Source organism: Mesorhizobium sp. BAC0120 (assembly GCF_033542235.1).
Taxonomy (GTDB): domain Bacteria; phylum Pseudomonadota; class Alphaproteobacteria; order Rhizobiales; family Rhizobiaceae; genus JAWRCU01.
This window is the reverse complement of the sequence record NZ_JAWRCU010000009.1, coordinates 247,777-273,900: the sequence shown is the minus strand read 5'-3', so window position 1 is coordinate 273,900 and position 26,124 is coordinate 247,777. Positions and strand designations below refer to the sequence as shown.

22 protein-coding genes and 1 tRNA gene are annotated in these 26,124 nt (G+C 62.5%); 7 read left to right on the top strand and 16 right to left on the bottom strand.

Annotated elements, in window-relative coordinates; all coding sequences use genetic code 11:
* Positions 1–111: 111 nt before the first annotated feature.
* Entirely contained in the window at positions 112–555 is a 444-nt protein-coding gene (locus tag SAZ10_RS21040) for a hypothetical protein (protein WP_318611319.1), read from the bottom strand.
* 222 nt (positions 556–777) lie between these two features.
* Here SAZ10_RS21040 and SAZ10_RS21035 point away from each other — a divergent pair, with 222 nt between their 5' ends.
* The gene (locus SAZ10_RS21035; RefSeq protein WP_318611318.1) at positions 778–1,230 is read left to right on the top strand and encodes a universal stress protein; all 453 of its coding nucleotides are present in this window, start codon (positions 778–780) and stop codon (positions 1,228–1,230) included.
* Positions 1,231–1,251: 21 nt separating this feature from the next.
* On the opposite strand, the gene SAZ10_RS21030 is transcribed toward SAZ10_RS21035, so the two are convergent.
* Positions 1,252–1,347 (bottom strand) — tRNA-Sec (locus SAZ10_RS21030).
* 119 nt (positions 1,348–1,466) lie between these two features.
* On the opposite strand from SAZ10_RS21030, the gene SAZ10_RS21025 reads away from it, so the two are divergent.
* A complete protein-coding gene (locus SAZ10_RS21025; protein ID WP_318611317.1) occupies positions 1,467–2,729 on the top strand; it encodes an MFS transporter in 1,263 nt (420 codons plus the stop codon).
* 168 nt (positions 2,730–2,897) lie between these two features.
* Here SAZ10_RS21025 and SAZ10_RS21020 read toward each other — a convergent pair whose 3' ends face one another.
* The 12 genes from SAZ10_RS21020 to fdnG all read right to left on the bottom strand — a co-directional run bounded on the left by SAZ10_RS21020 (position 2,898) and on the right by fdnG (position 18,980).
* The gene (locus tag SAZ10_RS21020) at positions 2,898–4,145 is read right to left on the bottom strand and encodes an arginine deiminase (RefSeq protein ID WP_318611316.1); all 1,248 of its coding nucleotides are present in this window, start codon (positions 4,143–4,145) and stop codon (positions 2,898–2,900) included.
* A 98-nt stretch (positions 4,146–4,243) separates the two neighbouring features.
* Positions 4,244–5,704, bottom strand: coding sequence for a basic amino acid/polyamine antiporter (locus SAZ10_RS21015; protein ID WP_318611315.1), 1,461 nt, complete (start codon positions 5,702–5,704; stop codon positions 4,244–4,246).
* 631 nt (positions 5,705–6,335) lie between these two features.
* Positions 6,336–7,349: a helix-turn-helix domain-containing protein gene (locus SAZ10_RS21010; protein WP_318611314.1), complete on the bottom strand. Its 1,014-nt coding sequence runs from the start codon at positions 7,347–7,349 to the stop codon at positions 6,336–6,338.
* 279 nt (positions 7,350–7,628) lie between these two features.
* On the bottom strand, positions 7,629–8,159 hold the full coding sequence (locus tag SAZ10_RS21005) for a DUF1269 domain-containing protein (protein ID WP_318611313.1): 531 nt from the start codon (positions 8,157–8,159) through the stop codon (positions 7,629–7,631).
* Positions 8,160–8,331: 172 nt separating this feature from the next.
* Entirely contained in the window at positions 8,332–8,796 is a 465-nt protein-coding gene (locus SAZ10_RS21000) for a group III truncated hemoglobin (RefSeq protein ID WP_318611312.1), read from the bottom strand.
* Positions 8,797–9,063: 267 nt separating this feature from the next.
* The gene (gene selB, locus SAZ10_RS20995; protein ID WP_318611311.1) at positions 9,064–11,040 is read right to left on the bottom strand and encodes a selenocysteine-specific translation elongation factor; all 1,977 of its coding nucleotides are present in this window, start codon (positions 11,038–11,040) and stop codon (positions 9,064–9,066) included.
* Positions 11,037–11,825 (bottom strand): tetratricopeptide repeat protein, encoded by a 789-nt coding sequence (locus tag SAZ10_RS20990; RefSeq protein ID WP_318611310.1) that lies wholly within the window; start codon positions 11,823–11,825, stop codon positions 11,037–11,039. The genes selB and SAZ10_RS20990 overlap by 4 nt, the downstream gene beginning before the upstream one ends.
* Positions 11,812–13,230 (bottom strand): L-seryl-tRNA(Sec) selenium transferase, encoded by a 1,419-nt coding sequence (gene selA, locus SAZ10_RS20985; protein WP_318611309.1) that lies wholly within the window; start codon positions 13,228–13,230, stop codon positions 11,812–11,814. The genes SAZ10_RS20990 and selA overlap by 14 nt, the downstream gene beginning before the upstream one ends.
* Before the next feature lie 7 nt (positions 13,231–13,237).
* Positions 13,238–14,155, bottom strand: a complete 918-nt coding sequence (fdhE, locus tag SAZ10_RS20980) for a formate dehydrogenase accessory protein FdhE (RefSeq protein ID WP_318611308.1) — start codon at positions 14,153–14,155, stop codon at positions 13,238–13,240.
* An 89-nt stretch (positions 14,156–14,244) separates the two neighbouring features.
* A complete protein-coding gene (locus SAZ10_RS20975; protein ID WP_318611307.1) occupies positions 14,245–14,943 on the bottom strand; it encodes a formate dehydrogenase subunit gamma in 699 nt (232 codons plus the stop codon).
* A complete protein-coding gene (fdxH, locus tag SAZ10_RS20970) occupies positions 14,930–15,880 on the bottom strand; it encodes a formate dehydrogenase subunit beta (protein ID WP_318611306.1) in 951 nt (316 codons plus the stop codon). Before fdxH ends, SAZ10_RS20975 begins: the two co-directional genes overlap by 14 nt.
* Positions 15,881–15,893: 13 nt before the next feature.
* Positions 15,894–18,980, bottom strand: a complete 3,087-nt coding sequence (gene fdnG, locus SAZ10_RS20965) for a formate dehydrogenase-N subunit alpha (protein WP_318611305.1) — start codon at positions 18,978–18,980, stop codon at positions 15,894–15,896.
* 273 nt (positions 18,981–19,253) lie between these two features.
* Between fdnG and selD the strand changes: the two genes are divergently transcribed.
* Both selD and SAZ10_RS20955 read left to right on the top strand, forming a co-directional pair.
* A complete protein-coding gene (gene selD / locus SAZ10_RS20960; RefSeq protein WP_318611304.1) occupies positions 19,254–20,336 on the top strand; it encodes a selenide, water dikinase SelD in 1,083 nt (360 codons plus the stop codon).
* A gap of 189 nt (positions 20,337–20,525) precedes the next feature.
* The gene (locus tag SAZ10_RS20955) at positions 20,526–22,151 is read left to right on the top strand and encodes an ABC-F family ATP-binding cassette domain-containing protein (protein ID WP_318611303.1); all 1,626 of its coding nucleotides are present in this window, start codon (positions 20,526–20,528) and stop codon (positions 22,149–22,151) included.
* Positions 22,152–22,574: 423 nt separating this feature from the next.
* Here the strand turns inward: SAZ10_RS20955 and SAZ10_RS20950 are convergent, their stop codons facing one another.
* Positions 22,575–23,336, bottom strand: a complete 762-nt coding sequence (locus SAZ10_RS20950) for an alkaline phosphatase family protein (RefSeq protein ID WP_318611302.1) — start codon at positions 23,334–23,336, stop codon at positions 22,575–22,577.
* Positions 23,337–23,501: 165 nt separating this feature from the next.
* Here SAZ10_RS20950 and SAZ10_RS20945 point away from each other — a divergent pair, with 165 nt between their 5' ends.
* Positions 23,502–24,119: a pyrroline-5-carboxylate reductase family protein gene (locus tag SAZ10_RS20945; RefSeq protein WP_318611301.1), complete on the top strand. Its 618-nt coding sequence runs from the start codon at positions 23,502–23,504 to the stop codon at positions 24,117–24,119.
* 127 nt (positions 24,120–24,246) lie between these two features.
* On the opposite strand, the gene SAZ10_RS20940 is transcribed toward SAZ10_RS20945, so the two are convergent.
* Positions 24,247–24,492, bottom strand: a complete 246-nt coding sequence (locus tag SAZ10_RS20940; RefSeq protein ID WP_318611300.1) for a DUF982 domain-containing protein — start codon at positions 24,490–24,492, stop codon at positions 24,247–24,249.
* 295 nt (positions 24,493–24,787) lie between these two features.
* Here SAZ10_RS20940 and SAZ10_RS20935 point away from each other — a divergent pair, with 295 nt between their 5' ends.
* Positions 24,788–25,648 (top strand): xanthine dehydrogenase family protein subunit M, encoded by an 861-nt coding sequence (locus SAZ10_RS20935; protein ID WP_318611335.1) that lies wholly within the window; start codon positions 24,788–24,790, stop codon positions 25,646–25,648.
* Entirely contained in the window at positions 25,648–26,124 is a 477-nt protein-coding gene (locus tag SAZ10_RS20930; RefSeq protein ID WP_318611299.1) for a (2Fe-2S)-binding protein, read from the top strand. Before SAZ10_RS20935 ends, SAZ10_RS20930 begins: the two co-directional genes overlap by 1 nt.

Below are 26,124 nucleotides of genomic sequence, written 5' to 3'. Positions count from 1 at the left end.
TTCCGATGCGAAACGACCCCATCGGACGTTTGCTCGCCCAACTTCGACTGAAATCAGATGGCTAGACGGAGCGCCGCCTCTAGTCGGCGATCTCGGCGGCTCAAGGCTGGCTTAGAAGTCCACCACCGGCGTATCCGGCATCTGCTGCTCGAACAGGGCCCAGAAGGGCAATCCCCAGGTCTCGGCATACCAGCGCTCGAACACTGCGAGTGCGTCATGAACACCGGTGGCAGGCTCCCCGCCTGTGAGTCCGGCCCGGAACACCGCCAACGCAACCGGGCCGAAATGCGTGATCACCTCCTGGCGTGCATCACTGTCGGAATTCCAGCCGAGGCGATTGCGCAGGGCCGCGAAGGCGTTCGCCACGGCAACCTCCTCGCTTTCGGCCGGACCTGCCGCATCGGCGATCGCCTCCATGAGATTGAGCCGCCTGAAAGCGAATGCGCGCTCTTGCTCCAGCACCGCGATTTGCTTGGCTGCCTCCTTGCGGAAGCTCGTTTCCGTCGTCTTGGCGGCGTCGGCGGCGGTTTTAAGTTCCAGGAGAAACGATGTCATGGTCATCGTGTCTCAGCTTACCTCGCGCTCGAGCATAGTTTCGCCGGCTCTTACTTCGGCTTTCAATGCAATGTAAGGAATGGCGATTGTAGGTTAATGCAAGTCAGGACTGCCAGTAAAATCAAGGTGTCGGATATGGGCCAATTTCGTAGCCGGTAACCAGCTTCTGATGGAAGCTGGCGCTGCCGGATGAGCACGTGGGTAAAATTGGAGAGAACCGGAATGTACAGCCATATTCTCATATCCACTGATGGTTCCGAAGTGGCCCAGAAGGGTGTCGACCACGGCCTGTCGCTTGCAAAGGCCCTCGGCGCGCGCGTGACCATCATCATGGTCACGGAACGTTTTCCTATCTATGCGAGTGCCGGAATTGCGGGAACATGGGTTCCTGGCCCGGAGGAAATATCGCAGTACGACGCCGCTCAGAAAGGGATAGCTCAGAAAACGTTGGCAGCAGTCGAGGCCGAGGCAAAAAAACTTGGTGTGCAGGCAGAGACTGTCCATGTCCCTGACGCCTATCCGGCCGAAGCTATCGTTGAACTGGCGAAGGCGCGCGACTGCAATTTGATCGTAATGGCGTCCCACGGCCGTCGAGGCCTGAGAAAGCTGGTGCTCGGGAGCCAGACCTCGGAAGTCCTGACGAATAGTCCGGTGCCTGTGCTGGTCGTGCGATGAAATCCGGCAATGCGACCAGAATGGCGGAAGAGAGTGGGAGTCGAACCCACCAAGGACCGGCTCGCGGCCCCTCCCGGATTTGAAGTCCGGACGCCCCACCGGGGACGAAGCTCTTCCGGGCTTGATTTGTTGCTATCGCTTCCTGCCCGAAGATAGCGACTTTCAACGGCTCCTGCTCACGGCATAGTAGACCAGCCTTTATGATCAGGCGAATACCTTCGAGCGTCTACCGGAAAATGGCGTGGCGGCTCCTGCCGTTTCTGCTTCTGTGCTATGTGTTTGCGCAGCTCACCCGTTTCAACATCAGCTTCGCCAAGCAGCAATTTTCCGATGACCTTCAGATAGACGACGCGATTTTTGGTGTCGCGGCCAGCATTTTCTATGTCGGCTATATCCTGTTCCAGGTACCGGTCGGCCTTTTCCTAAGACGTTTCGGCGTCCCAAGGACGCTGCTCTGCACCATGCTTGTATGGGGAGCGGCAGGGGCACTGATGGCGTTTGCCAGTAGCGGCGCCGACATCTACCTGCTTCGCTTCGTGCTGGGTGCCGCACAGGCCGGCTTCTTCCCCACCATCATCTTCTATCTGAGCTGCTGGTTCCCGGATCGTCTGCGCGGCCGCATCAACACCCTGTTTACCAGCGCATTGCCTCTGGCAAGCATTGTTGCAGGACCGCTGGCAGGACTGATCATGAGCGGCATGAACGATCTCCAGGAATTGCGAGGCTGGCAATGGCTTTTCATGCTGCAGGGATTGTCCGTGATGCTGCTCGGCCTACTTGCATACGCCTTCCTGCCAGACAGGCCCGAATTGGCAAGCTGGCTGAAGGACAGCGACAAGCGCACCATTCTGACCGATAGAGGACCTGAGCGAGCGGGCGCGCTGGCCGACGCTCCACTGAACTTGCGCAACATCTTGCCCGATGCAGGAACATGGCTGCTCGGATCCATCTATTTCGGCTATTTCTGCGCGCTCAATGCGTTCATCTTGTGGGGCCCCTCCTTGCTCGTGACACCGGGCGTCGAACGCATCAGTTCGATCGGCTGGATCAGCGGACTTTCGGCGCTGTTCGCTACGATCGGCATGCTCCTGATCGGGCAAAGTTCCGATCGGCTGAGCGAGCGCCGATGGCATATCGGACTGTCCGGCCTCTCCGCCGCCGGCTGCCTCCTGCTACTTCCGTTGGCCTCAAACAGCATCGCCGCAACGACGGGCCTGCTGACCGTGGCGGGGATCGGGCTCTATGCTATCATCGGACTGTTCTGGACGATCCCCACAGTACACCTCAAGCCTGAGACCAGGGCGAGCGGCCTGGCTTTCATCAACATGTGCGGCGTGTGCGGCGGGATCGTCAGTCCTGCGCTGGTCGGCTGGCTCAAGGTGGCGACCGGTAGCCTGCACGGTGGGATCAGCGTCGTTGCCATCCTGCTGATACTGAGCATGTCGGCCCTGCTGGCTTTGGTGCCCGCGCCGATCGGGACAGGAATGCCCGAAACCTAGCACATGGGCCGTTCTTCGGATCGATTGACGACATCTGCCCGTCGCTGAACCAATTAGCATCCCTGGGGCAAGTTCGCGCCGGCTCGTTCAGTCAGCGTGGCAGCGAAGACCGCGAGCCCGATGAGTGAACACCATCAACGTGGCCGGCCCTTCGAAATTGCTTCCAGTCTAATAATCCACCGCGTCCCGGATGATCGGGCAGGTCATGCAATGGCCGCCGCCGCGGCCGCGGCCGAGCTCGGCTCCGGCGATGGTGATCACCTCGATGCCGGCCTTGCGCAGCAGCGTGTTGGTGTAGGTGTTGCGGTCATAGGCGAAGACCACGCCGGGCGAGACGCAGACCAGATTGGCGCCGCTGTCCCATTGGGTGCGCTCGCGCATATAGTCGCTGCCGCCCGTCTCGACGACGCGCATCTGCTTGAGGCCCAGCGCATCGCGCACCGTCTCCACGAACGGGCGCCCGTCTCTGTGCAGCTCGACAGTGCCCGGCTTGGCGCCCGGCCGATAGGAGAACGCCTCGATCTTGTCGACGATGTCGGGATAGATCAGCACGCAGTCGCGGTCGGCGAAGGTGAACACGGTGTCGAGATGCATGGCCGCGCGCAGCTTCGGCATCGCCGCGACGATGACGCGGTGGGCGGCGCCCTTCTCGAACAGGGTTGCCGCGAGCTGGCTGATCGCCTGGCGCGAGGTGCGCTCGCTCATGCCGATCAGCACATTGCCCTTGCCGATCGGCATGACGTCGCCGCCCTCGAGCGTGGCCAGGCCCCAGTCCTTGGTCGGATCACCCCACCACACATTCACCTTGCCGGCAAAGTCGGGATGGAACTTGTAGATGGCCGCGGCGAGGATCGGCTCCTCGTGGCGGGCCGGCCAGTAGAGCGGGTTGAGCGTCACCCCGCCATAGATCCAGCAGGTGGTGTCGCGCGTGTAGAGCGTGTTGGGAAGCGGCGGCAAAAGATATTCGGCGGTGCCGGCGGCGTCGCGGATGAGCGCCAGCATCTCGCCGCCGATGGCCTCGGGGAATTCAACGGTCGACAGCCCGCCGATCAGGGTCTCGGCCAGCTCGCGATCGGTGAGGCCTTCGAGATAGCTGCGGATCTCGTCGATGAGCCCCAGCCCGAGCTGGTTCGGCACGACCTGGTTGTCGAGGATCCATTTCCTGGCCTCGGGAATTGCGACGGTCTGGGCGAGCGCGTTGTGCATCTCGACGACGTCGACGCCGCGGTCGCGCATCTTGTTGATGAAGTCGAAATGGTCGCGCTTGGCGACATCGACCCACAGCACGTCGTCGAACAGCAACGCATCGCAGTTGGTTGGGGTGAGCCGCTGGTGCGCGCGGCCCGGCGCGCAGACCAGCACCTTGCGCAGCTGGCCGACCTCGGAGTGGACGCCAAAAGCGGTTTCTGTGGTCATTTGTGGATGCCTCCTGGATCGGGTGTCAGCTCACAGATCGCCGGGTTCGGTGCGGATGGATCGCCCGGCGGTTTCGGAAAATGCCAGGTTGATCGGCATCAGATCTGCACCAGCCCTTTGGCGAGCAGCACGATACCGACCACCGCAAAGGCCAAGACGAGCAAGAAGACGCTGAGCCCCGGCGTCGTGAAGAGCTTCGCCTTCTGCTCCCTCCTAGCGATAACGTACAGAACGGTGGCGGGGGCGAGCAGGATGCAGGCGAGGAACAGGAATGTGTATCCCGCGGCCCATATGAGGAAGAGCGTGTACACTGTCGAGACGACCGCGATCAGCAGATCCCACCTGCGGCCATCCGAGGACACATTGTCGTAGCCGTCCCGCTGCCATGCGATCTTGACAGCGTAGGCACTCGCGAGAGCGAACGGCGCCAGCGACAGCGCGGCAGTCAGGTCGAGGCTGAAGTCGAGGGCATTGTCCACGAACTGCACCGCAAAAAGGATTGCGGACACAAGGACCGACGTCCAGAAAACGGCGTGCTCGGGTACCTGCCGAGAGTTGAGCTCTGCGAAATGGCTGGGCATGTCGTTGTCCTTCGCCGCCGCGTACATGACATCGGCGGCCAGAAGCTGCCACGCCAGGTAAGCGCCGAGCACCGATACGATGAGCCCAAGGCGGATGAACGCCCCGCCCCATGGACCCACAGCGGACTCGAGGACGCCGCCCACGGACGGCTGCAAAAGGCCGGCGATCTCGGCCTTGGGGAGGATCCCGTACGAGAGTATGGAGATGGACGCGAACAGAGCGAGCACCCCCAGAAACCCGAGCACAGTCGCCGCGCCGACATCCTCGCGCCGCCGAGCGTATCGCGAGTAGACGCTCGCGCCTTCGATGCCGAGAAACACGAACACTGTGATGAGCATCGTGCCCTGCACCTGCTGAAACAACGACTCTCCGCCGGGGACGTCGTAGCCGCCGGTGAGGTTGCCGACGAAAACCTCGCCATTGAAGAAGAAGATCACGAGCACGAGGAACAGCGCGAGGGGCGCAAGCTTCGCGACCGTCACGATGAAATTGATCCAGGCGGCTTCTTTGACGCCGCGGCGGATCAGGAAGTAGTACCCCCACACCCCTGCCACGGACACGAAGAAGGACGGCCAGGTGTCGCCTGTCCCGAACATCTCCGCAGACGGGGGAAACAGCTGCGAAACGGTCGTCATGATCAGCACCCAGTAGAAGGCGTTCCCGGCGCAGGCAGAGGCCCAGAAACCGATGGCGGCCAGGAAGCCGGGATAGACGCCGAACCCAGCGCGCGCATACACGTAGACGCCGTTGTCGAGACTGGGCTTGCGGATCGCGAGCGTCTGGAAGACGAACGCGAGAGTCAGCATGCCCAGGCCGGCGATGGTCCACGCTATGAGGGCGCCATAGACACCCGTCTGGGTCGCGAAACGCGCCGGGAGCTGGAACACGCCCGCGCCAACCATCGAACCGACGACCATCGCGGTCAGGGCTGGAAGGCTTAGTTTGTCTGCCATATCGTCGGCTTTCTCACCGGGCATCGAATGCTTCTCCAGTTGCTGCATTTCCGCAGGGCGCCCGCCGCCTGGCATTGGGCCAGGTCGGCGGGCCGTGCTGGTCCCGGCCGGGCGGGGGCTAGGGGTTAGCCGGGACTACACTTGACGCTGAGCAGCCGGGCGTGGGCGCAGTTGGGCAAACGCCGGGAAGTCTCTGCTCGGTCTGAGGTACCGTCGTGCTAGTGTCGGCATGGTCCATCGCGCTGGCCTTGGGGCCCGGGGCCGTCATTGTGCCGCTCCAAGAAACATCGTTTTCTTCGGCAGCCACATTACGTGGTGTATTAGAATTTCTTTTCGGCACTCAACTTCATGCCGCAAGCGACAGTTCTATACTGTCAATTTTCCGATGCGATTAGCAGGAAATCTCACAACCATACTTCGCGTCTCTTTTTTCTAAGCGTTCGTCTCAAGGCGAGTTACAGCGAGATCTCGTCGTCCGTCCGGCGAGGACCGCAGCGGCGCCCGCTTCGCTAAGCTAGGAGTGCTGGAGAGCGTGCTCGTGTTAGGATCCTGAAGTCGCTCACAGCCCGTATCAAAGCTCGAGCGACATCCCCCTCAGCTCCGAGGTTCGACCGGCGTAAAGATCAGTTCGTGCTCACGAGTTCCGTGAGCTTGCTCACGCAGTGCGGAGAAGGTCTCCAAAGCTGGCAGCGGCAGGCGATGGCTGAGCCCTGCTCGCCGCGGGAATTGGGCTGCCTTTTGCCGCCGCAGATCGAACCTCGCTCGGGCTGCGCCCAAATTCATGCCGGAAGGCGCGGGTGAAACTCGACGCATCGGCGAAGCACAACTCTTCGCTGATGCTCAGTATTGACCGCCTGCTCAACGGATCTGACAAGATATCATACGCGTTCAACAGCCGTTGACGCTGAATGTAATGCACAACCCCACCGCTGTGCTCGAACAACCGATAGAGCGTGGATCGTGAAAGGCCAACCATCTTGCACAGCACGTCCGGCCTGAGCGATGGTGATCTCAAGTGGGTACGAACCGCCTGGCGTACACGTTCGGCAAGAAAGCTGCTCATCTCTTCACCAGCCCCTTCCATCTGGTCGGCCGAAGGAGCCAGGCACGCGGCGATCATGTTACGAACTGCAACTCCCATACGGGGCCGAACTTCAGGCGTCGTATTTGAAAGCCATCTCTCCAACGCGATCATGTATTCACCGAGGACAATCCCCATCGGTGTGTCCAGGACGGAGCCGCGCAAAGCGTCCAATTGCCGTCCGATGTCTTGAAATAGATCGCGCGGCAACAGGATTTGGATCCTCTCGACTTGGGTACGTTCGCTCCATGATGCCTCCCCCAGAGACCACAAATACGGTACGCCGGGCGAAGCCTTCAGCACGGCGCCCCGCGTCTCGATCATGGTCACCCCGTTCTTGCAGCAACTTAACACCCAATGATCCACCGGAGCTCTGGCGATATTGGCCCTTGTTCGGGTGACGAACACTGGTGGCGCAGAGACGCGGCTTACGACCAGGCCACCCAAATTCCAGGTTTTGTTTGAAGCCTCAAAATTGTGACCAACAGACGTCTTGGGCGACACGTCCAGCACCGGCCAAAACCAATGGCGCCATGCGTCGAACTGGTCCTCAGCCGGAAGATTTACGGTCGTAAAGTCCCTCGTCATCGTTGCGGTCTTTCCTCATTTACAAGCCCGCATCCGCCCATTCGACTATATTATCATGTTCTTTCTATCCAGAATGTGAAAGTCAACTTTAGGAGGAACCGGGCCACCGCATAGCAATGGTCCTTCAGACCGATAATGACTCCTGCAAGTGACTTCAGGGTTCAAGATTGGGATACTGATCGAATCGTTCTTTCATTTCGGATGGATTTTATGAAATCACATAGTGAACGGCTCTACGCCTGACAGACTATTTCCTCCGAAGAATCCGCCTGGTGACGTTCATTGATGCTTCAGGGCGGTTCGCGCTGCACCGCCGGTTTCCGCGGCTTCGGTTAACCGCAATGCATCACGAAGAACCTGATCCTTGCTCTCGTCGATCGATGTTTTCGGCACTGCACAGCCGAAGCTCTCAATCTCCCTCAGGAAGCTGTCGGTCGTCATCAACTTGATAAGCAGAAAGAGGCCCGCGGTGCCTGGCTGCAGGCGGGCGGCCAACTTGTTGGCGAAAGCATTATTCAAGCCGACCTCGGTCAAGGCGCCGCGAAGCTTGCAGGAAGCGCCGGCCGCGACCGCACCATCAACAGAACCGAGAAAGAGAAGGCCGATGAACAACGCCCAAAAACTGCCCGACGTCGCTCCTGCGGTTGTGCTGATAAGATGATCCAATCTTATCCAGGCGCTCTCGGCCTTGGTCACGATCACAGCATCGTCAAGCGCGATCAGATGCTCTTTCTGAAGCTCGATCAGGCGCTGGCGGACCACTTCGGCACGGGCAACCGTAGGATAAACCATGACGATCAGGTCCGACATTGCGGCAGCGCTATCAAGGGGACAGCAAGGGCGACGAATCTAGAGCGCCGAACCGTCGAAGGAATTAACCGAGCATCCCAAGCTTATACGCTGTGTCTCTTTCAGTGCACGGCCATAGAATGCGGCGATATGGGGCGGGCCTCATACAATTTTCCGCAGCCCGGTAGCCGGCTCAGAGGCTCCCCTCGGATATCGGTGCGATGGCAAGCGTGTCTTCGCCGCGATTATAGGCGACGGCGAGCCGGAAACTGTGCGCGATCCGCAAAGCGCGCTCCATGAACAGAGCCGCGACCTCAGGCGGACACAGACGCTTCACGGTCGAACGAAACAGTTTCAGCCAGCGACGGAAATGCTCCTCGCCCAGCCCGGAAATCCCGAGATGCGGAGACAATGGCCGCCCGTCATAGCGGCCGGTCTTGAGAAGCATCGACGACCAGAAGTCGCACATCTTCGCCAAATGAACCGGCCACGCTTCAGGCGCGATCGCGCCGTTGAAGATCGGGCCGAGGAGAGCATCGTTACGGATCGCCGCATAGAAGCCGTGGACCACATCATGGATCATGCGCTCGTCCAGCGCATCCGGCAGGAGCGCTCCGTTGATGAGAACAGTGCGATTGGCGGCGTTGCTTTCGGTCATGTGCGCTTTCCGGATGACCTCACGCCAAGGTGACGCCGGGCAATTCCGTCCATTATCTCTCAATTCCACGGCGGTTCGTAACTCAGTCTCACGTCCACGTAGTGAATTCCGTCGATATTCCAAGCCGCGACCTGCACCGCGTCCTTGAGATACGCTGTCGCAGGGCAGGTCTGGAAATCGCGCATCATCTTGCCCAACGTTCGAAACGGGCAAGACCAATGCCACGAGCCGGCCGTCGCCTCTTTGCGCTGGAGCAAACTGCGCGTCCTAACCGCTGGCTCCTTCAGGAGCCTCTGCAGTCAGCGCTTCACCATTTTCTGTCGGGCGGCGAAACAGGTCCAGCCGATGCCTGTTCACGCGCCTGAGATCGCCACGGCGCATCGTCACACCGTGACGGTCCAGGTATTCGAGGAGCTGGATCGCGACCCTGCGGCCACTGCCGGCACGGTCGCGGAACTGAGCGGCGGTAAAATGCCCATCCTGTTTCGCAGCGAGGTCGCAGACGATCGCAATGATTTCGGCGAGTGCGGCGCGCAGAAAGAAGTGGTCGTGCGCAACCTCGTGCACTTTCCCGATGCGGCCTGACAGCTTCAGAAGCCGGCGCACTTCGACCTCCGGCTTGGCAAGCAGGCCCGCGATGTCGCGTACCCTCGGCGGATGGTAGCGCTGTGGGCCGTCGAGCAGCCGCTCGACGGTAAGCCACAGAGCCTCATCCTCCGGCCCGAGCCTGACCTCGTGGCCGGGAAGCCGGACCCAGGCCCCGTCGAGAGCAAGCTGGCCGGCGCGCGCGAGGCCGCGCAGGACTTCAGCAAATACGGGCGCCGGAAGCCTCGGCTCGAGCTGCATGCGTAGCTTTTCCATACCGATGCCCGGCAAGTCCGGATTGTCCGAGTGAAAGCTTTCCAGGGCCGCCGTCAAGCTCAGCCTTAGACCCGTCCAGCGTGACGGCAGCATGACGAAAAGCGTTGTACCGACCGCAATCCGCACCAGGCCGAGCTGATCGAGAAGGCTTTTTGTTTCATCGGTGCTCAGTGCCCGGTCGCGCGCGAACCCGACCAGTTCGAGATAGTATGGCCGTGCATCGAGCAGCGCCGCGACAGCTTTCGCTGGATCCGGCATAGCGCTTGCCTCGAGCCAGGCCAATCGTTCCGGCGTGCGGCGTTTCCGGCTCGGCGCCCTCAAATCGATGAAGCGGCCGCCCCCGATCGTCCGCCGCGCCGAGGTATCGCGCACGACATAGGCGTCGCCAACGGCGGCAGCGATCGGGCTCTCCAGGACCAGCTGGACCTTTGCCCTGCCGCCTGGCGCGATGGGCTCGTCTCCAAGAAGCACGACGCGCGCCCCGACTTCAGCCGCAGCGTGATGGAGCCGCACCGGGAACCATTGGCCGATGGGCTTCGGTTCGCTCGGCAGGACGCGCAGCTCGGCATCGATCCTGTCAGCCGGCGCATGCAGATCGGGGGCGAGGATAACGTCGCCCCGGCGGATCGCTTCCTTGCTGATGCCATCGCCGGTCAGGTTGAGCGCACAGCGGTCCCCTGCCCGGCCGAACTCGGAAACGCGGTTCTGGGCGTGGATCGAACGGACGGTCGCGCTGAGGCCAGACGGGCTTGCCACCACATGATCGCCGATGCCGACCGAGCCCGAAAGAACGGTGCCGGTCACGACCGTGCCGATGCCGCGCAGGGTGAAGCTGCGATCGACCGACAGCCGGAAGCGACCAGGGGCAGCGCGGTCGGCCAAGCGCACCGCTTGCTCGAACAGCCGGTCCCGGAGATCGTCTATGCCTTCCCCCGTGACGGTCGAGGCAGGGACGATCTCAGCGTCGGCGAGCGCGGTGTCCGCTAGTGCCGCGCGGATTTCGGCCGCGACGGCGGCGCGGCGAGGCGTATCTGCCAGATCGTACTTCGAGAGCACGACCAGTCCGCGCCTGACGCCGAGAAGATCGACGATCGCCAGATGCTCGCGCGTCTGCGGCATGACCCCGTCATCCGCTGCCACGACCAGCAGCACGAAATCGATGCCGCTGGCGCCCGCGAGCATGGTGTGCACGAAGCGCTCGTGTCCGGGCACGTCGACGAAGCCGACGATGTCCCCTGCCGGCGCCGGAAGATAGGCAAAACCGAGGTCAATCGTCATGCCACGCGCCTTCTCTTCCTGCAGGCGATCGGTGTCGATGCCGGTAAGCGCATGCACCAGTGCGGTCTTGCCATGGTCGACATGTCCGGCCGTGCCGACGATCATGGCCCAGGCTCCGGCAAGGGGGCTGTTGCCCGGCGCTCGGCTTCTGCGAATTCTTCCGCGCCGAGCGCGGAGCGCGCGGCTGCCATGTAGCGGTGAGCGAGCGCGCTGCCGCCGGCCTCGGCGCGCATGAGCCAGGCACAGGCTTCGATCTGATCGGAAGGCACGCCCGCGCCGAGATGGCAGGCCGCGCCAAGCATCGCCTGCCCGTCCGCATCGCCGCGCAAGGCGGCCTTGCGCCACCAGCGCGTCGCCTCGGCAGGATCGCGCGGCACGCCGAGCGCATTGTGATAGAGCATGCCTATGCGGGTCATCGCCGACGCAATACCCTGCTCGGCGGCAGCGAGCGCCCAATACCGCGCTTCGTTCACGTCGGGCTCGATCACGTCGCCCTCGAGCAGCATCCAGCTCAGCATGTCCTCGGCCGGTCCGTCGCCCTGCCCGGCTGCCGCACGGTAGAGCTCGGCCGCTCGGCGGTAGTCCTGTTCGACGCCCTCGCCGCGAAAATAGAGCGATGCCAGGTTGCGTTGTCCGACCGCGTCGCCGGCCGCTGCAGCGAGTGCCATCCAGCGGGACGCAAGATTGCTGTCGCGTTCGACGCCGAGCCCCTCGGCGAAGCAGGCACCGATGTTATTCTGGGCACGGGCGACACCGGCCCGGGCCAGCCGCTCCCAGATATCGAGAGCCATTGCATAGTCGCGTCGCCCGGCCGCTTCGCGGGCCCTCCCCAGCTGCTCGTCAACGTCTGCCCGAGCTGGTCGGCGCAGGATACGGTCAAGCCATCGCATCGAACCCTCCGAAGGAGAGGCCCGCCAGATTGGCTATGAAGCTTGCTTCGTCTTCGAGACAGCGCAGGTCTAGAATCAGCGCCCGCTTCTCAATTCGTCCGATCACGGGAACAGGCAGGGCGCGCAGCGCGGCCGCGAGCGCCTCCAGCTGCTGGCCGCTGCCGGAGCGCGCGGTGAGGGCAATCGCCGCGCTGGGGATGGTTTCCAGCGGCAGCGCACCGGACCCGATCTGGCTGCTGCACTCGACAATCTCGACCGTGAATGCCTCGCCCAGAACATTGGCGAGACCGGGAAAAAGACGCGCCGCTTGAGCGGCAATCTCGCTGGCCGGTCGCGCCAGCAATCTCAGCGTGGGCAAGCGCTGCCCCAGGCGTTCCGGGTTGCGGTAGAGCTTCAGCGTCGCCTCGAGCGCGGCAAGCCGAAGCTTGTCGACGCGCAGCGCCCGTTTCATCGGATTGCGGCTGATCTCGGCCAGAAGGTCCCTTCTGCCGACAATGAAGCCAGCCTGCGGTCCGCCGAGCAGCTTGTCGCCGGAGAAGGTGACGAGATCGGCGCCGTCGGCAACGGCCTCGCGCACGGTCGGCTCGTTCCGGAGGCCGTAGCCTGCGAGATCGATGAGCGTGCCGGAGCCGAGATCGTGGACAAGCGGCACACCGCGCGTTTTCGCGATCGAGGAGAGTTCGCGCGCCGACACTTCGGCCGTGAAGCCTTGCACTCGATAGTTCGACGTGTGCACTTTGAGGAGAAGGCCGGTCTCCGGGCGGATAGCGGAGGCGTAGTCCTTGGGATGCGTGCGATTGGTGGTGCCGACCTCGACGAGCTTCGCGCCGGCCCGGCCCATGATGTCCGGCATCCGGAAGGAGCCGCCGATCTCGATCAGCTCGCCGCGCGAGACGATCGCCTCGCGGCCCAGGGCCAGCGTGTTGAGCACGAGAAGAACCGCCGCCGCATTGTTGTTGACGACGGTGGCATCCTCTGCCCCGGTGAGCTCGCAGATCAGTGTGCGAAGATGATCGTCACGCTCGCCGCGCTTGCCGGTTTCGATATCGAATTCGAGCGCCACGGCTTCGCGCATTGCGGCGCGCGCCGCCTCGATAGCCTCGGCAGGCAGGAGAGCGCGACCGAGATTGGTATGCAGCACTGTCCCCGTGAGATTGAAGACCGGGCGCAACGAGGAGCGCTCCGCAGCTTCCAGCCGGGCAACCGCATCGGCGGCCAAATCCTCGGGCTCCGGTACCGTCGCGCCGCTGCGGCAAGCCTGCCGCACATTGTCCAGTACTTGGCGGATAGCATCGGTGACGGCTTGCCTTCCGAAACGCTGGACCGCTGCCGGGGTGACGGACGTCTTCAGCATCCGATCGACCGAGGGGAGGCTGCGCAGCCGGCTTGCAGGCGGGCTAGTCATCGCGCCTTCAATAGCCAATCAGGAACGGGTTGAAGGAGCCTCGGCGATAGCCGCCCTCGCGCACCAGCAGGTCGAGGCCGAGCGTGGCGACGTCGTCGGCGACCGGGTCGAGTGCCGGATCCTTGTGCTGATGCAGGATCTTCACGTAGCAGCCGCAGGAATCGCAGGTCTCAGCCTTCACGGTGCCTGGCCCGCCTTCGATCTCCTGGTAGCCGATGCCGTTGGTCGAGCCGCATAGCGCGCATTTGATGCGGACGTGGTGCCACAAGGTCCCGCATAGCGAACAGGCGCAGAAACGCGTACCGTGCGCGCCCTGCCAGCCAACGACGATCGACGACACGGGCGGGCCGCCGCAGGCCGGACATGCGCCGTCGCCGACCGGCACGAGAGCCGAGGCTTCGAGGAGGGCTGCGAGACGGGCGAAGTGAACCTGCAGCGCGGCCGCGACATAGACATGCTCGGCCAGCGCCTCCATCGGAATCGCGTCGGCAAGCACGCTGCGCATCATGGCGTCGCGCTGAAGAGGCGTGGCCTGCTTCAGCCGGTAGAGCGCATCCGCCGCGGCGGCCGGCTTCTCGATCGAAGCGGCCGCCCAAACCAGACGATCGAGCGTAGCCGCAGCCGCACCGAAGGCGAGCTTGTTGCGATCGAGCGGCGGCATCGCGAAGCTCCGCGCGCGCTGGCGGGCCTCCGCGTCCGGCATATCGGGTTCCGGCAGACCCTCCTGAATGGCGTTCTGCACCTCGGCGAGATCTGCAAGAAAGCACAAGTAAGGGCCGAGCTGATGTCCCTCGGCGAGCACGTTCAGCCGCTCTGCGCGGGCCGAAAACAAGCGCTTCGGATCAGGCAGTCGGGCAAAGGGAGGGCTAGAGATTTCGCCGATTGCGGTCGGGTCGGAACCTGCCGGAATGATTTGTCTTGGCATTCGCACCTCACGAACCGCACGGGCTACGTGGTTGCCTGATCAACACAACTAGGGCGGGATGTCCGAAAGTCATCCCTCCTTGAATCGCACTACTCGGCTGGCTTTGATCCCGCTCCTTTGCCAGGTTTGGCCGTGGTGAGCTCGCGCAGCCATTTGCGGTGGTGCCGCCAGGCCCAGCCGCCCGTGACCCTCCCGCGCACCATGCCGGGGATTGTGCCGCGGACCCAGATCGCCGAGTAGAAGTGAACGATCCAGACGCAGATTATCACCACGGCCGCAATGGAGTGGATCAGCACGGCCCAGCGCTTCTGCTCGATTGTCGTGAACTGAGCGAAATACTGATCCCAGATCACCAGGCCGCTCGAGATCAGGATCACGATCAGCACGGACATCGACCAGAACACCAGCTTCTGGCCCGCATTGTACTTGCCGACCTCGGGAACCTTGTCTTCCTGGTTGGAAAGCACGTCGCGCGCCCGCGCCAGCCAAGTTCCATCTTCAGGCTTCCACAGATTGGCTGTCCAGAACCGCAGGAAAAGACCCAGGAAGCTGAAGAAGAGGACCACGCCGATCCATGGATGGATGATGCGCGTCAGCTGGCCGCCGCCGAACAGGGTCGACAGGAAAAACAGGCTCGGATGGAACAGGGCAAGGCCGGACAAGGCAAGCAGGATCAGGCTCGCCGCCGTGATCCAGTGATTGATGCGCGCGCCCCCCGTGTAGCGGTCGACGGTGACGGGTTTGCCGGGATGGACCTTGTCGCTCGGTCCTACGTCATACGCGGCCATGGTCGTTGCCTTCCGTCAGCTCTTCGGCACGCTCCTCGTCCTCTTGCGAAACCCTGTTCGGCCCCATGATCAGATGATGGAGTATGCCGACCCCGGCTGCGACGCCGAGGATGGTCAGCCCGGCATATTTGGTGACACCCTTCCACGCCTGCACCAGAGGGCTGATCCTCGGATTGTTCGGCAGGCCCGAGTAGAGTTCCGGCTGGTCGGCGTGATGCAGCACATACATGACATGCGTGCCGCCGACGCCGGGAGGGTCATAAAGGCCGGCATTGGCGAAGCCGCGCGACTTCAGGTCCTCGATGCGCTTGCCGGCCCACTGCTTCATCTCCTCCTTGGTGCCCCAGACGATCGCCTGGGTCGGGCAGGCCTTGGCGCAGGCCGGCCCCTGGCCGACCGCCACACGGTCTGAGCAGAGCGTGCACTTGTATGCCGTATGATCGACACGGGAGATGCGCGGGATGTTGAAAGGGCAACCCTTGATGCAGTAGCCGCAGCCGATGCAGTTCTCATGGACGAAGTCGACGATGCCGTTCGAATACTGCACGATCGCGCCCGGCGCCGGGCAGGCCTTCAGGCAGCCCGGATCGGCGCAATGCATGCAGCCGTCCTTGCGGATCAGCCATTCGAGCTGGTTGGTCTCCGGATTCTCCCACTCATGGTAGCGCATCAGCGTGAACATGTCCGGCGACAGGTCGGGCGGGTTCTCGAAGACGCCGTTGAATGTGCCGATCTCGGGATGCGTATCGTTCCACTCAATGCACGCCGTCTGGCACGCTTTGCAGCCGATGCATTTCGAGACATCGATGAGCTTGGCGACTTCCGGCAGCTGGCGCTCCGGCGCGGGCACGTTGGATGCCGAGCGCCGCACAAGATCCTTCTCCGAAAAACGCGGCGATGTATCCGTCGTCGAAGGGTTCGGAACGGGAGGAAACATCTCTTCGCTCCTCCTATGCCACTGGCCCTGTCGTGGGCTCTATATTCACAAGAAATGCCTTGAACTCGGGCGTCTCAGAGTTGGCGTCTCCGACGACCGGCGTCAGCACATTCGGGCCGAAGCCCTTCTTCGCCGCGCCGGTGAAACCCCAGTGCAGCGGTATGCCGACGACATGGACCGTCTTGCCGTCGCAGGTGATCGGCTTGATCCGCTTGGTGACCATCGCCTTCGCAACGACGGAGCCCCGTTTCGACCAGACCCGCACCCAGCCGCCTTTGGTGATGCCTTTTTCGGCCGCGAGCTGCTCCGAGATCTCAACGAAGAACTCCGGCTGTATCACCGCATTTACGATGACGTGCTTGGTCCAGTAGTGGAAATGCTCAGTCAGGCGGTAGGAGGTCGCCGCATAGGGGAACTCCTGCGAGCCCGGCTCGGCAAACTGGGCGAGATCGTCCTGGAATACTCGGGCCGCCGGATTGCCCCTGATCTTGGGGGCGACCGGATTCACGACAGGCGACTCGAACGGCTCATAATGCGCCGGGAACGGACCGTCGCGCAGCATGCTTCGCGTGAAGAGACGCGAGACCCCCTCCGCATTCATGATGAACGGGCCGACCTCGCCGGGCTTGGCCGTTGGCGCGATGTCGGGAACGTCATAGCCCGACCATTTCGCGCCGTCCCATTCGATCACCTTGCGGCTCGGGTCCCAGGGCTTTCCGTTGAGGTCGGCCGATGCCCTGTTGTAAAGGATGCGGCGATTGGCCGGCCACGAGAACGCCCATTTCGAATAGAAGCCGGCATCGTCCGGGTCAGTGTTGTCCCGGCGGGCCATATTGTTACCCTGCTCGGTGAAGGAACCGGTATAGATCCAGCAACCGGCGGAGGTTGAGCCGTCGTCGCGTAGCGCCGAGAAGGCCGGCAGCAGCTTGCCCGGCTCGGCCAGTACCTTGGACGGATCGGCAGTGTCGGTCACCCTTGCTAGCGCCCTGCCGTTGATCTCCTGGGCAAGCTCCTCGGCCGTCGGATCGCCGGGATTCTTGTAAGGCCAGGCGAGCTTGACGATCGGATCGGGGAAGGCGCCTCCTTCCTTGCTGTAGAGGTCCTTCAGGCGCAGATAGAGCTGCGCCATGATCCAGGTGTCGCGCTTGGCCTCGCCGGGCGGCGTTCCGCCGGCCCAATGCCACTGCAGCCAGCGTCCGGAATTGACGAGCGTGCCGTCGTCCTCGGCGAAACAGGTTACAGGAAGCTGGTAGACCTCCGTCTGGATCTGCGAGGGATCGACGTCGTTGTAGGGCCCGTGGTTCTCCCAGAAACGCCCCGTTTCGGTATCCAGCGGATCCATGATGACGAGGAATTTCAGTTTGGACAGCGCCTCGGTCAGCTTCTTCTTGTTCGGAGCCGCCTGCAGCGGATTGAAGCCCTGGCAGAAATAGCCGTTCATCTTGCCCTGGTGCATCAGCTCGAACGCACGCAGCATGTCGTAGCCCGGCACGTCGAGCTTCGGCAGATACTCGTAGGCGAAGTCATTCTGCGGCGTCGCCGCGTCGCCCCACATCGTCTTCTGGAAGCTGACGAAGAACTTCTTGTAGTTCTGCCAATAGCTCGTCTGGTTCGGCCGAAGCGGCTTGAAGGCGCGCGTCGACATGTAGGCGGCAAGGTCCGGCTCCTTCTCAGTCGGCACCGTCAGATAGCCTGGCAGCAGGTTCGACATCAGCCCGATGTCGGTCAGCCCCTGGATGTTGGAGTGGCCGCGCAGCGCATTCATGCCGCCGCCCCGAATGCCGATATTGCCCAGCAAGAGCTGCAGCATCGCCATAGTGCGGATGTTCTGAGAGCCCTTCGAGTGCTGCGTCCAGCCGAGCGCGTACATCGACGTCATCGCCTTGCTGGGCGAAGAGGTCTCGGCAATCATCGCCGCCACTTTCAGGAACTTGTCCTTCGGCGTGCCGCAGATTCGTTCGACCATTTCGGGCGTGAAAACCGCGACGTGGTTCTTGAGCAGGTTCCAGACGCAGCGCGGGTTCTGCAAGCTGTCGTCGACGACGGCGAAGCCATCGGGGCCCATGTCATAGTCCCAGGTCGACTTGTCGTAGTCGCGCTTGGCTTCGTCATAGCCTGAGAAGAGGCCGTCCTGAAAGGTAAAGCCCTCCTTCACCACAAAGGTCGCGTTGGTGAACGCCTTCACATAGTCCCACTGCACCTTGTTGTTCTGAACACAGTAGTTGATGAGCCCAAGCAGGAAAGCGATGTCCGTTCCCTGGCGGATCGGCGCGTAGACATCGGACACCGATGCCGAGCGCGTGAAGCGCGGGTCGATGACGATCAGCTTGGCGCCCCGGTTGGCCTTTGCCTCCGTGACCCATTTGAAGCCGCAAGGATGGGCTTCGGCGGCGTTGCCGCCCATGATAACCACAAGATCCGTGTTCCTGATGTCGGTCCAGGAATTGGTCATTGCTCCACGGCCGAATGTTGGGGCGAGACTCGCCACCGTCGGGCCGTGTCAGACACGTGCCTGGTTATCGAACACCAGCATGCCCGCGCTGCGCACCACCTTGAAGGTCTCGAACGCGGTTTCGTTGGTCGAAGCCGAGGCGGCGAGGAAGCCGGTGGTGATCCAGCGGTTGACCGTCACGCCGTCTTTGCTGGTCGCGACGAAATTCTTGTCGCGATCGTCCTTCATCAGGCGCGCAATGCGGTCTAGCGCGGCTTCCCAGGTAATCGGCTCGAACTTGTCGGATCCGGGCTTGCGGACCATCGGATGCTGCAGTCTGGTCGGCGATTTGACGAAGCCGAGCAGAGCGGAGCCCTTCGGGCAAAGCGTACCGCGATTGGTGGGATGGTCGGTATCACCCTCGATATGGATGATCTCGGCCTGCTCGCCCTTTTTGAGATCGCCCTTCGAATACATGATTATGCCGCAGGCCACCGAGCAATAGGGGCAGGTGTTGCGCGTCTCGGCAGTATTGGCGAGCTTGAAGGGCCGTATCGCCGCCGCATATGCGGCCTCGATGTCGCCGAAGCCGAAAGCTCCGACCGTAGTCGCAGCCAGACCGGCGCCTGCTGTCTGCAGGAACGCGCGCCGTGAGAGTTCAACATTCATCTGGAGTCTCCTCCTGAATTCGATGCCCGCAAGGGCGCCCCGAACCAAGGGATGCAGGCGCCATATTCGGGCCGAATTTGCTCAGAGTCAAACAGACGAAAGTGCAAGGCGCATCAACGGCGACGGATTGCTTGTTCATCCGCTTTTTCCAGCAGCCTCGATTGCCGTTGCGCCAGCCTCGATCTTGCGATTGTTCTTGGCGGTCAAAGGTCACATTTGACGAACGTCGCAATTGACGCCGGTCGAAGCGCGATCCTACTGTAGTGTGTGGTGTTGCAAACGGCTCCCGCGTGCCGGGGCGATTTCACGCAAGCGCCTGCCCCGCGCCTGACCAGCCTCGCCCATGGTGGCGGCTGCGGGTGCAAACTGTCGCCGGCCATTCTGCGGGTGCTTCTTTCGGACCAGGCCGGAGCCAATCCTTTTCAGCAGCTTCTCGTCGGAACCGAGACGGGCGACGACGCCGCGGTCTGGCAGATCGATGAAAAGACCTGTGTGATCGCGACCACCGATTTCTTCATGCCTATGGTGGACGATCCCTTTCACTTCGGTCGGATTGCCGCGACGAACGCAATCTCCGACGTCTATGCCATGGGCGGGCGGCCAGTGATGGCGCTGGCAATCCTTGGCATGCCACTCGACAAGCTACCGCCGCACGTCGTGCGGGAGATCCTCAAGGGCGGCCGCGATGTCTGCGCTGCTGCCGGAATTCCAGTCGCCGGCGGTCATTCGATCGACTCTCCGGAGCCGATCTATGGGCTCGCAGTCATCGGTATCTGCCGGCCTGACGATGTCCGGCGCAATTCCACGGCAGAGCCGGGAGACGTCCTGATCCTGACCAAGGGGCTTGGCGTCGGCATCTATTCAGCGGCGATCAAGAGGGAGGCGCTGCCGCCCGGCGGCTACGAGGAAATGCTCGCCTCGACGACGCTTCTCAACCGGATCGGAGCGGAGCTCTCCAAGGATGCCAACGTTCATTCGATTACCGACGTGACCGGCTTCGGCCTGCTCGGGCACGCCCTCGAGATGGCGCGCGGCTCCGCTTGCACCCTCGTCATACGCGGTCGCCACGTTCCTTTGTTCTCGCAAGCAGCCGCGCTGACACAACAAGGATTCGTGACCGGCGCATCACGCCGCAACTGGGCGAGCTACGGCGATGCGGTGCGCCTGCCGGAAGACATGCCGGAGTGGCGGCGCCACCTCCTCACGGACCCACAGACTTCCGGCGGGCTGTTGGTTGCTTGCGCTCCCGCCAACGCCGCAGCATTAACCGAGAAAATTGTGGGCGCCGGCTATCCTTCGGCCTGCATGATCGGACATGTCGAGCGCGGCCAGCCTGCCGTCATAGTCGAGGACTGAGCTCCAGCCGAGATCCCGCCGACGCCGGCATCTGCATCTGATGTGACGAGCGTCGCCTGATATTGCCGGCCTTGATCTGACAACCTCGCCGGCTTAGATAACGACCGTCGATCAATCCTAACAGGACATGTTGAGCAATGGATTTCATCCCCACCGCAAAGCCAGTCTGCCTTGCCTTGGGAGAAATCCGTGTTCACACCTGCTTCGATCGTCCTCTCCAATCTCACGCTGTCATTATCTGACGGCCGCCCACTTCTCTCCGACCTGGATCTCAGTTTCGGCCCGGAACGGACCGGTCTCATCGGCCGTAACGGTATCGGGAAGACCACACTGCTCAGGCTGATTTCCGGGGAGCTTTCGCCCCAGTCCGGAACGGTCGCCGTCACCGGAACGCTCGGCCTGTTGCGCCAGACCGTCCAGGTGGCGCCGAACGATACGATCGCGGACCTGTTCGGAGCCACTGAGGCGCTCGCGCTGTTGCGACGCGCCGAGGAGGGCGACGCCACTGCCGAAGAACTTGCCGAAGCCGATTGGACGCTGGAAGCGCGCCTGGCGTCCGCACTCTCGCGGACAGGCCTCGACGCCGAGCCGCACACGCTTTTGACCTCGCTTTCCGGCGGTCAGCGCACGCGGGCCGGCCTTGCCGCGCTGGTGTTCGCGGAGCCCGATTTTCTGCTGCTCGACGAGCCCACCAACAACCTCGACCGGGACGGCCGGGCAGCCGTGGTCGATCTCATTGCCGGCTGGCGGGCCGGGGCGATCGTCGTCAGCCATGACCGGGAATTGCTCGAAAGAATGGATGCCATCGTGGAGCTCACCTCGCTCTGTGCCACGCGCTATGGCGGCAACTGGAGCGCCTATCGCGAACGGAAGAGATTGGAGCTCGCGGCCGCGCAGCACGATCTTGCCGAAGCCGAGAAGCGTGTCGACGAAATTGCCCGAAAGGCGCAGATGGCCGCCGAACGCAAGGCGCGCAAGGACGGCGCCGGCCGCAGGAAGGGCTTGAGAGGCGACATACCACGTATCGCTCTCGGCGGGCTGAAGGAGCGAAGCGAAAACACGAGCGGCGAAAGTGCCCGGCTTGTCGAAAGCAGGCGCGCACAGGCGATCGAGGCACTCGGTGCGGCGCGCGAGCGGATCGAGATCCTGCAACCTCTCACAGTCAGCCTGCCATCAACCGGGCTGCCAGCGAGCCGGACCGTACTGAAGGTCGATGAGGTGACTGCCGGCTACGAGCCGGATCGACCTATCATCCGCGACCTGTCCTTCACGATAACGGGTCCGGAGCGCATCGCCGTCACGGGGCCCAACGGCTCAGGCAAGACGACCTTGCTTGCGCTCATCTCGGGCGACCTGCAGCCCTTGGCCGGCACCGTGCGTGTCATGACCGGCTTCGCCATGCTCGATCAACAGGTGAGCCTGCTGGATCCGTCGGTTTCGATCCGGGACAATTTCCGCCGCCTCAATCCGGAAGCCAATGAGAACGCCTGCCGGGCAGCGCTTGCCCGCTTCATGTTCAGGGCCGACGCCGCGCTTCAGGTCGTATCGTCGCTGAGCGGGGGACAAATGCTGCGTGCCGGTCTGGCCTGCGTTCTGGGCGGGAAGGCGCCGCCTTCCCTTCTGATCCTCGACGAGCCGACGAACCATCTCGATATCGAATCGATCGAAGCAATCGAGGCCGGACTACGCGCTTATGACGGCGCCCTGCTCGTCGTCAGTCACGACGAGGCTTTCCTGACGGCGACGGAGATTTCCCGGCGGCTGGAACTCCCGTCAGGGGATATAAGCATGCCGCCCTCGGCTGTGCTCTGCTAAACAGCTAGGTCGTGCCCTTCAGACCCCCCTCTGTCCTGCCGGACATCTCCCCCTCAATGGGGGAGATTGGCTGCCATTGATGATCTCGCCAATTACCATCGTCTTAGAACGAGTGCCGTCCAAGCGGCCGGCTAATCTCCCCCCTTGAGGGGGAGATGTCCGGCAGGACAGAAGGGGGTTCCACACGCGCCCCTCTTCCGAAGACAATCTGTTCCAGAGCGAACGGATCAGCAAGGTGATCGAAGGCGACGCCAAGGTGGAACTACGTGTTGCGGGCGATTGGGTGGCCCACTGGCAAGTGAAAGCTCCCGCTGCCTAGAGCCCGATGCCGTCAAATCAGGATTGCGGGGGGCCACCACCGCTGCCGCCAGCCGCGGCCAGCCAGCAAACCCAACCTGGCCCTATTCGCTGCGTATTCCACTCTCAGTTTCGCAATGGTTCTACCGCGCTCCAAGCACTGCCGATCGCCTTTCTAACGACTGTGGTCCCCAGCGGGGCTGTGCCCTCGATATCCTCGATGGTTCGCAGCAATGTGTAGTGGTCGATCCTCTCGGCGTAACGGCCGGGTTTGATGCCGGCGCCGTAGAGCGCTGTGAATATGTGGTTCCCAATAAGGTCATCGTCCTCGTCAAAGGTGACAATCAACAGGCTATTGTGGCTGCGCGACCAGTTGGCATAGCCGCCCAGATGGGCCTTCAGCCAGGCATCGGCTCGCGCGATGGTACCGTCATGCATGTCATTAGCCAGGTTGGGGATGACGAAGCTGACCGCCGGCAGTCGCGCATAGTCGCGCGGAAATTCGGTCAGTGGCTTTCCCGCCTCCCTGGCGTCGGCGAAGGCTTCCCACGGATTGTGCTTGCGCGGCGAGCCTGCCTCGGCATAGCCCAAGAAGGCTTTGCCGGCAGCGTGAAGGCGGTCGGCAAGGTTGGGCGCGGCGATTTCGTGGAAGCCGTCGTCGCGCACCCCGTGGGTCGAGCCACTGAACAGCGCCAGGTAGTTGGGCTGGCTGGGATGAGCGATCCCATGCGAATTATCGAATAGGGCGCCGCTTCTTGCCAGCTCCTGCAAATAGGGTGCGGCGCCCGGCTGCGCGATCTGTTCGAAGGAATGGTTCTCCATAACGACCACCACGACATGGTCGTATTTCGGCGGCGCGCCGGCCAAGGCGATAGCGTCCAGGGCCAAGACAATGCCCCCCGCCAAGACAATCGACATTATGAACCGCAGAAAAATATTATGAGGTTGTCGGTTCACGCTCACGCTCACCCTCTGACGCCGTTGCTACGGAGCATATTCGTCGGACTCGCCTCATTCAATTGTGCGACAGTGATCACCTCGACAGGAGGCCAGATGAACGGAACAGTCGGCATCATCGGCGGCGGAGGCTGGCTTGGCGGTGCAATCGCCGAGCGGGGATTGTCGGCCGGCGTGCTATCCGCTTCTTCGCTCATCGTGTCGGGCCGTTCGCCGAGAGGCGATCGGTATGTCCAATGGCCCGAGGTCACGTGGACCTCGGACAATGCCGATCTCGCGCGCCGATCGGAGATTGTGATCGTTTCGGTACGCCCGCAGCAGTTTGGAAAGGTGTCTCTCGACCTCAAAGGCAAGCTCGCAATCTCGGTCATGGCCGGAGTGTCAATGGCCACGCTTCGCAGAAGGCTGAACTCGGATCGTGTCGTGCGCGCGATGCCGAACGCGGCTGCCGAGATCGGGCGGTCCTACACGCCATGGCTGGCATGCGAACACGTCACCACGGCGGACCGCGCCTTCGTCACCGCTCTGTTTTCAAGCTGCGGCGAAGAGGACGAGGTCGAGACCGAACGGCAGCTCGACTTCATCGACTATCGGGGTACGACGGCTGCAGGGCTGTCCGCGATGATTTCGGCCGGCTTGCGCGACGCCGTCGGCTCAGGGTTGAGGGCGGCCGCCACCGCCGCCGCCGATATGGCCGCCGGGAACGACGTGTAATTTGCTGACGGGCAACAGGGCGATCGTGCCAGTTTCTCAAAAAAGAATGGATCAGTTGGACGGTCCTTCCCGGACGTTCGCCCACCTGGCTAATTATCCTCAGCTGAGGCTGGGAGCCGCTGTATCCTCAGGCACGTTCCGACAGGATGCCCCTATTGCAGGCGAATCTTCGGAAGGCTTCGCGGGCTTGTTGAGCGGTTCTGTCTCCCTTTAGAGCTTTGCGGCAGACGTCCAATGCGGCTTGATAGTCCATATCGGGGATGCCATTCCACTCGAGGAGCACATCGTATGCGCCCGATACGGACTCGATATCGCGAGGAAGGCCAATGCCCATGACAACTGAAACAGGTCGGTCGAACTTGAAGGTGGTCACTGGCCGAAGCTCCTTGTTTCGGATGCATTTCAGCTTCTAACTCGGGCAACAAGTGGGCCGCTCCGTCACAAATCGAGACCAGCAGTTATTCCTGATGAACGCAATCGTGATCACCTACGGTCCAGAACCCCGGAACCTTCACAGGTGAAGGATTCGAGCCTTGGCGCCTTGACCGAAGGATCCAGCTGTTCGACAGCTTAGTGCTGCACATACAGCGAACCGGATAGCCATTCTGCGGGAACACCTTATAAGAGCCTACAACAGATTGATGGGAGCGATGACTAAAGGGATGACGATGCGCTACGAGCGTCCGCAATCAATAGAAGATGCCGTTGGCTTGCTGGCCGCGGCAGACGGCACGGCCGCCATTCTCGCCGGAGGAAGCGATCTTCTGGTCAGAATGAAAGGCGGCTTTGTCGAACCCGACCTGATCGTCGACATCAAGGCGATCAATGGACTGGGCGAGATCAGAGAGACGGCCGAGGGCTTCAGCATCGGGGCGGCGGTACCGTGCGCCCAAATCGGAGAGTGCGCGTCCTTGAAGAGGGAATGGCCCGGTGTCGTCGAAGCGGCCAACTTGATTGGCTCGAAGCAGGTGCAGGGACGCTGCACGATCGTGGGCAATCTCTGCAATGCCTCGCCGGCGGCCGACAGTGTGCCGGCGCTGGTGGCTGCGGGCGCCCGGGCATTGATTGTCGGGCCGGGCACAAGGCGCATGGTTGCCGTGGAGAGCTTGCCGACCGGGCCGGGCAAGACGTCCTTGGCCAAAGGCGAAATCATCGAGGCGATCATGCTCGACAGGCGCCCGCCGCGTTCGTCCGATGCCTATCTCCGGTTCATTCCACGCACAGAGATGGACATCGCGGTGGTCAGCGCCGGCGTGAGTCTGACGCTCGACGAGCAAGGCGTCGTCAAATCGGCCCGCGTGGCTCTGGGCGCCGTTGCGCCAACGGTGCTTCTTGTGGAGGAGGCTGCCGCGGTCCTCATTGGCACCAAGGCGGATGCAGTCACGCTGGAGAGGCTCGCCGATGCCTGTTCAGCCGCCTGCCGTCCCATCGACGACAAGCGTGGCACGGTAGAGTTCAGGAAAAAGGTTGCGGGCGTGATGGCCAAGCGGGCCGCCACGAACGCCTATGCGCGGGCAGGAGGTAATTGATGTCTGGAGTGGCCGTCTCAACGACAATCAACGGCGATGACGTCGAGTTCCTCTGCCAGCCGGAGGAGACGCTGCTCGAGGTCTTGCGCGATCGCCTGGGGCTCACCGGAGCCAAGGAAGGCTGCGGTACGGGCGACTGCGGCGCCTGCAGCGTCATCCTCGATAACCGGCTGGTGTGCTCATGCCTGGTGCTCGGCGCGGAGGCTGAAGGCCGGCGCATCGAGACGATCGAGGGCATGGCGAGCGGCGACAAGCTTCATCCGCTCCAGCAGAAATTCCTAGAACACGCAGCGCTGCAATGCGGCATCTGCACGCCGGGATTCCTGATGGCTGCGAAGGATCTTCTGGCCAAGAATCCTGATCCGACCGAGGAAGAAATCCGCTTCGGGCTTGCTGGAAACCTCTGCCGCTGCACCGGGTACGACAAGATCGTGCGTGCCGTCCAAGACGCCGCACGAGTGATGAAGGGAGCATGA

Coding starts and splice junctions, on each gene's coding strand:
- SAZ10_RS20975 (WP_318611307.1), bottom strand. CDS start 14,943: ATGGCCGCGTATGACGTAGGACCGAGCGACAAGGTCCATCCCGGCAAA.
- SAZ10_RS20990 (WP_318611310.1), bottom strand. CDS start 11,825: ATGCGATGGCTTGACCGTATCCTGCGCCGACCAGCTCGGGCAGACGTT.
- SAZ10_RS21000 (WP_318611312.1), bottom strand. CDS start 8,796: ATGACCGAAAGCAACGCCGCCAATCGCACTGTTCTCATCAACGGAGCG.
- SAZ10_RS21010 (WP_318611314.1), bottom strand. CDS start 7,349: ATGACGAGGGACTTTACGACCGTAAATCTTCCGGCTGAGGACCAGTTC.
- SAZ10_RS20935 (WP_318611335.1), top strand. CDS start 24,788: ATGCGCTACGAGCGTCCGCAATCAATAGAAGATGCCGTTGGCTTGCTG.
- SAZ10_RS21020 (WP_318611316.1), bottom strand. CDS start 4,145: ATGACCACAGAAACCGCTTTTGGCGTCCACTCCGAGGTCGGCCAGCTG.
- SAZ10_RS21040 (WP_318611319.1), bottom strand. CDS start 555: ATGACATCGTTTCTCCTGGAACTTAAAACCGCCGCCGACGCCGCCAAG.
- SAZ10_RS20930 (WP_318611299.1), top strand. CDS start 25,648: ATGTCTGGAGTGGCCGTCTCAACGACAATCAACGGCGATGACGTCGAG.
- SAZ10_RS21025 (WP_318611317.1), top strand. CDS start 1,467: ATGGCGTGGCGGCTCCTGCCGTTTCTGCTTCTGTGCTATGTGTTTGCG.
- SAZ10_RS20945 (WP_318611301.1), top strand. CDS start 23,502: ATGAACGGAACAGTCGGCATCATCGGCGGCGGAGGCTGGCTTGGCGGT.
- SAZ10_RS21005 (WP_318611313.1), bottom strand. CDS start 8,159: ATGTCGGACCTGATCGTCATGGTTTATCCTACGGTTGCCCGTGCCGAA.
- SAZ10_RS21035 (WP_318611318.1), top strand. CDS start 778: ATGTACAGCCATATTCTCATATCCACTGATGGTTCCGAAGTGGCCCAG.
- SAZ10_RS21015 (WP_318611315.1), bottom strand. CDS start 5,704: ATGCCCGGTGAGAAAGCCGACGATATGGCAGACAAACTAAGCCTTCCA.
- selA (WP_318611309.1), bottom strand. CDS start 13,230: ATGACTAGCCCGCCTGCAAGCCGGCTGCGCAGCCTCCCCTCGGTCGAT.
- fdxH (WP_318611306.1), bottom strand. CDS start 15,880: ATGTTTCCTCCCGTTCCGAACCCTTCGACGACGGATACATCGCCGCGT.
- selB (WP_318611311.1), bottom strand. CDS start 11,040: ATGATCGTCGGCACGGCCGGACATGTCGACCATGGCAAGACCGCACTG.
- fdhE (WP_318611308.1), bottom strand. CDS start 14,155: ATGCCAAGACAAATCATTCCGGCAGGTTCCGACCCGACCGCAATCGGC.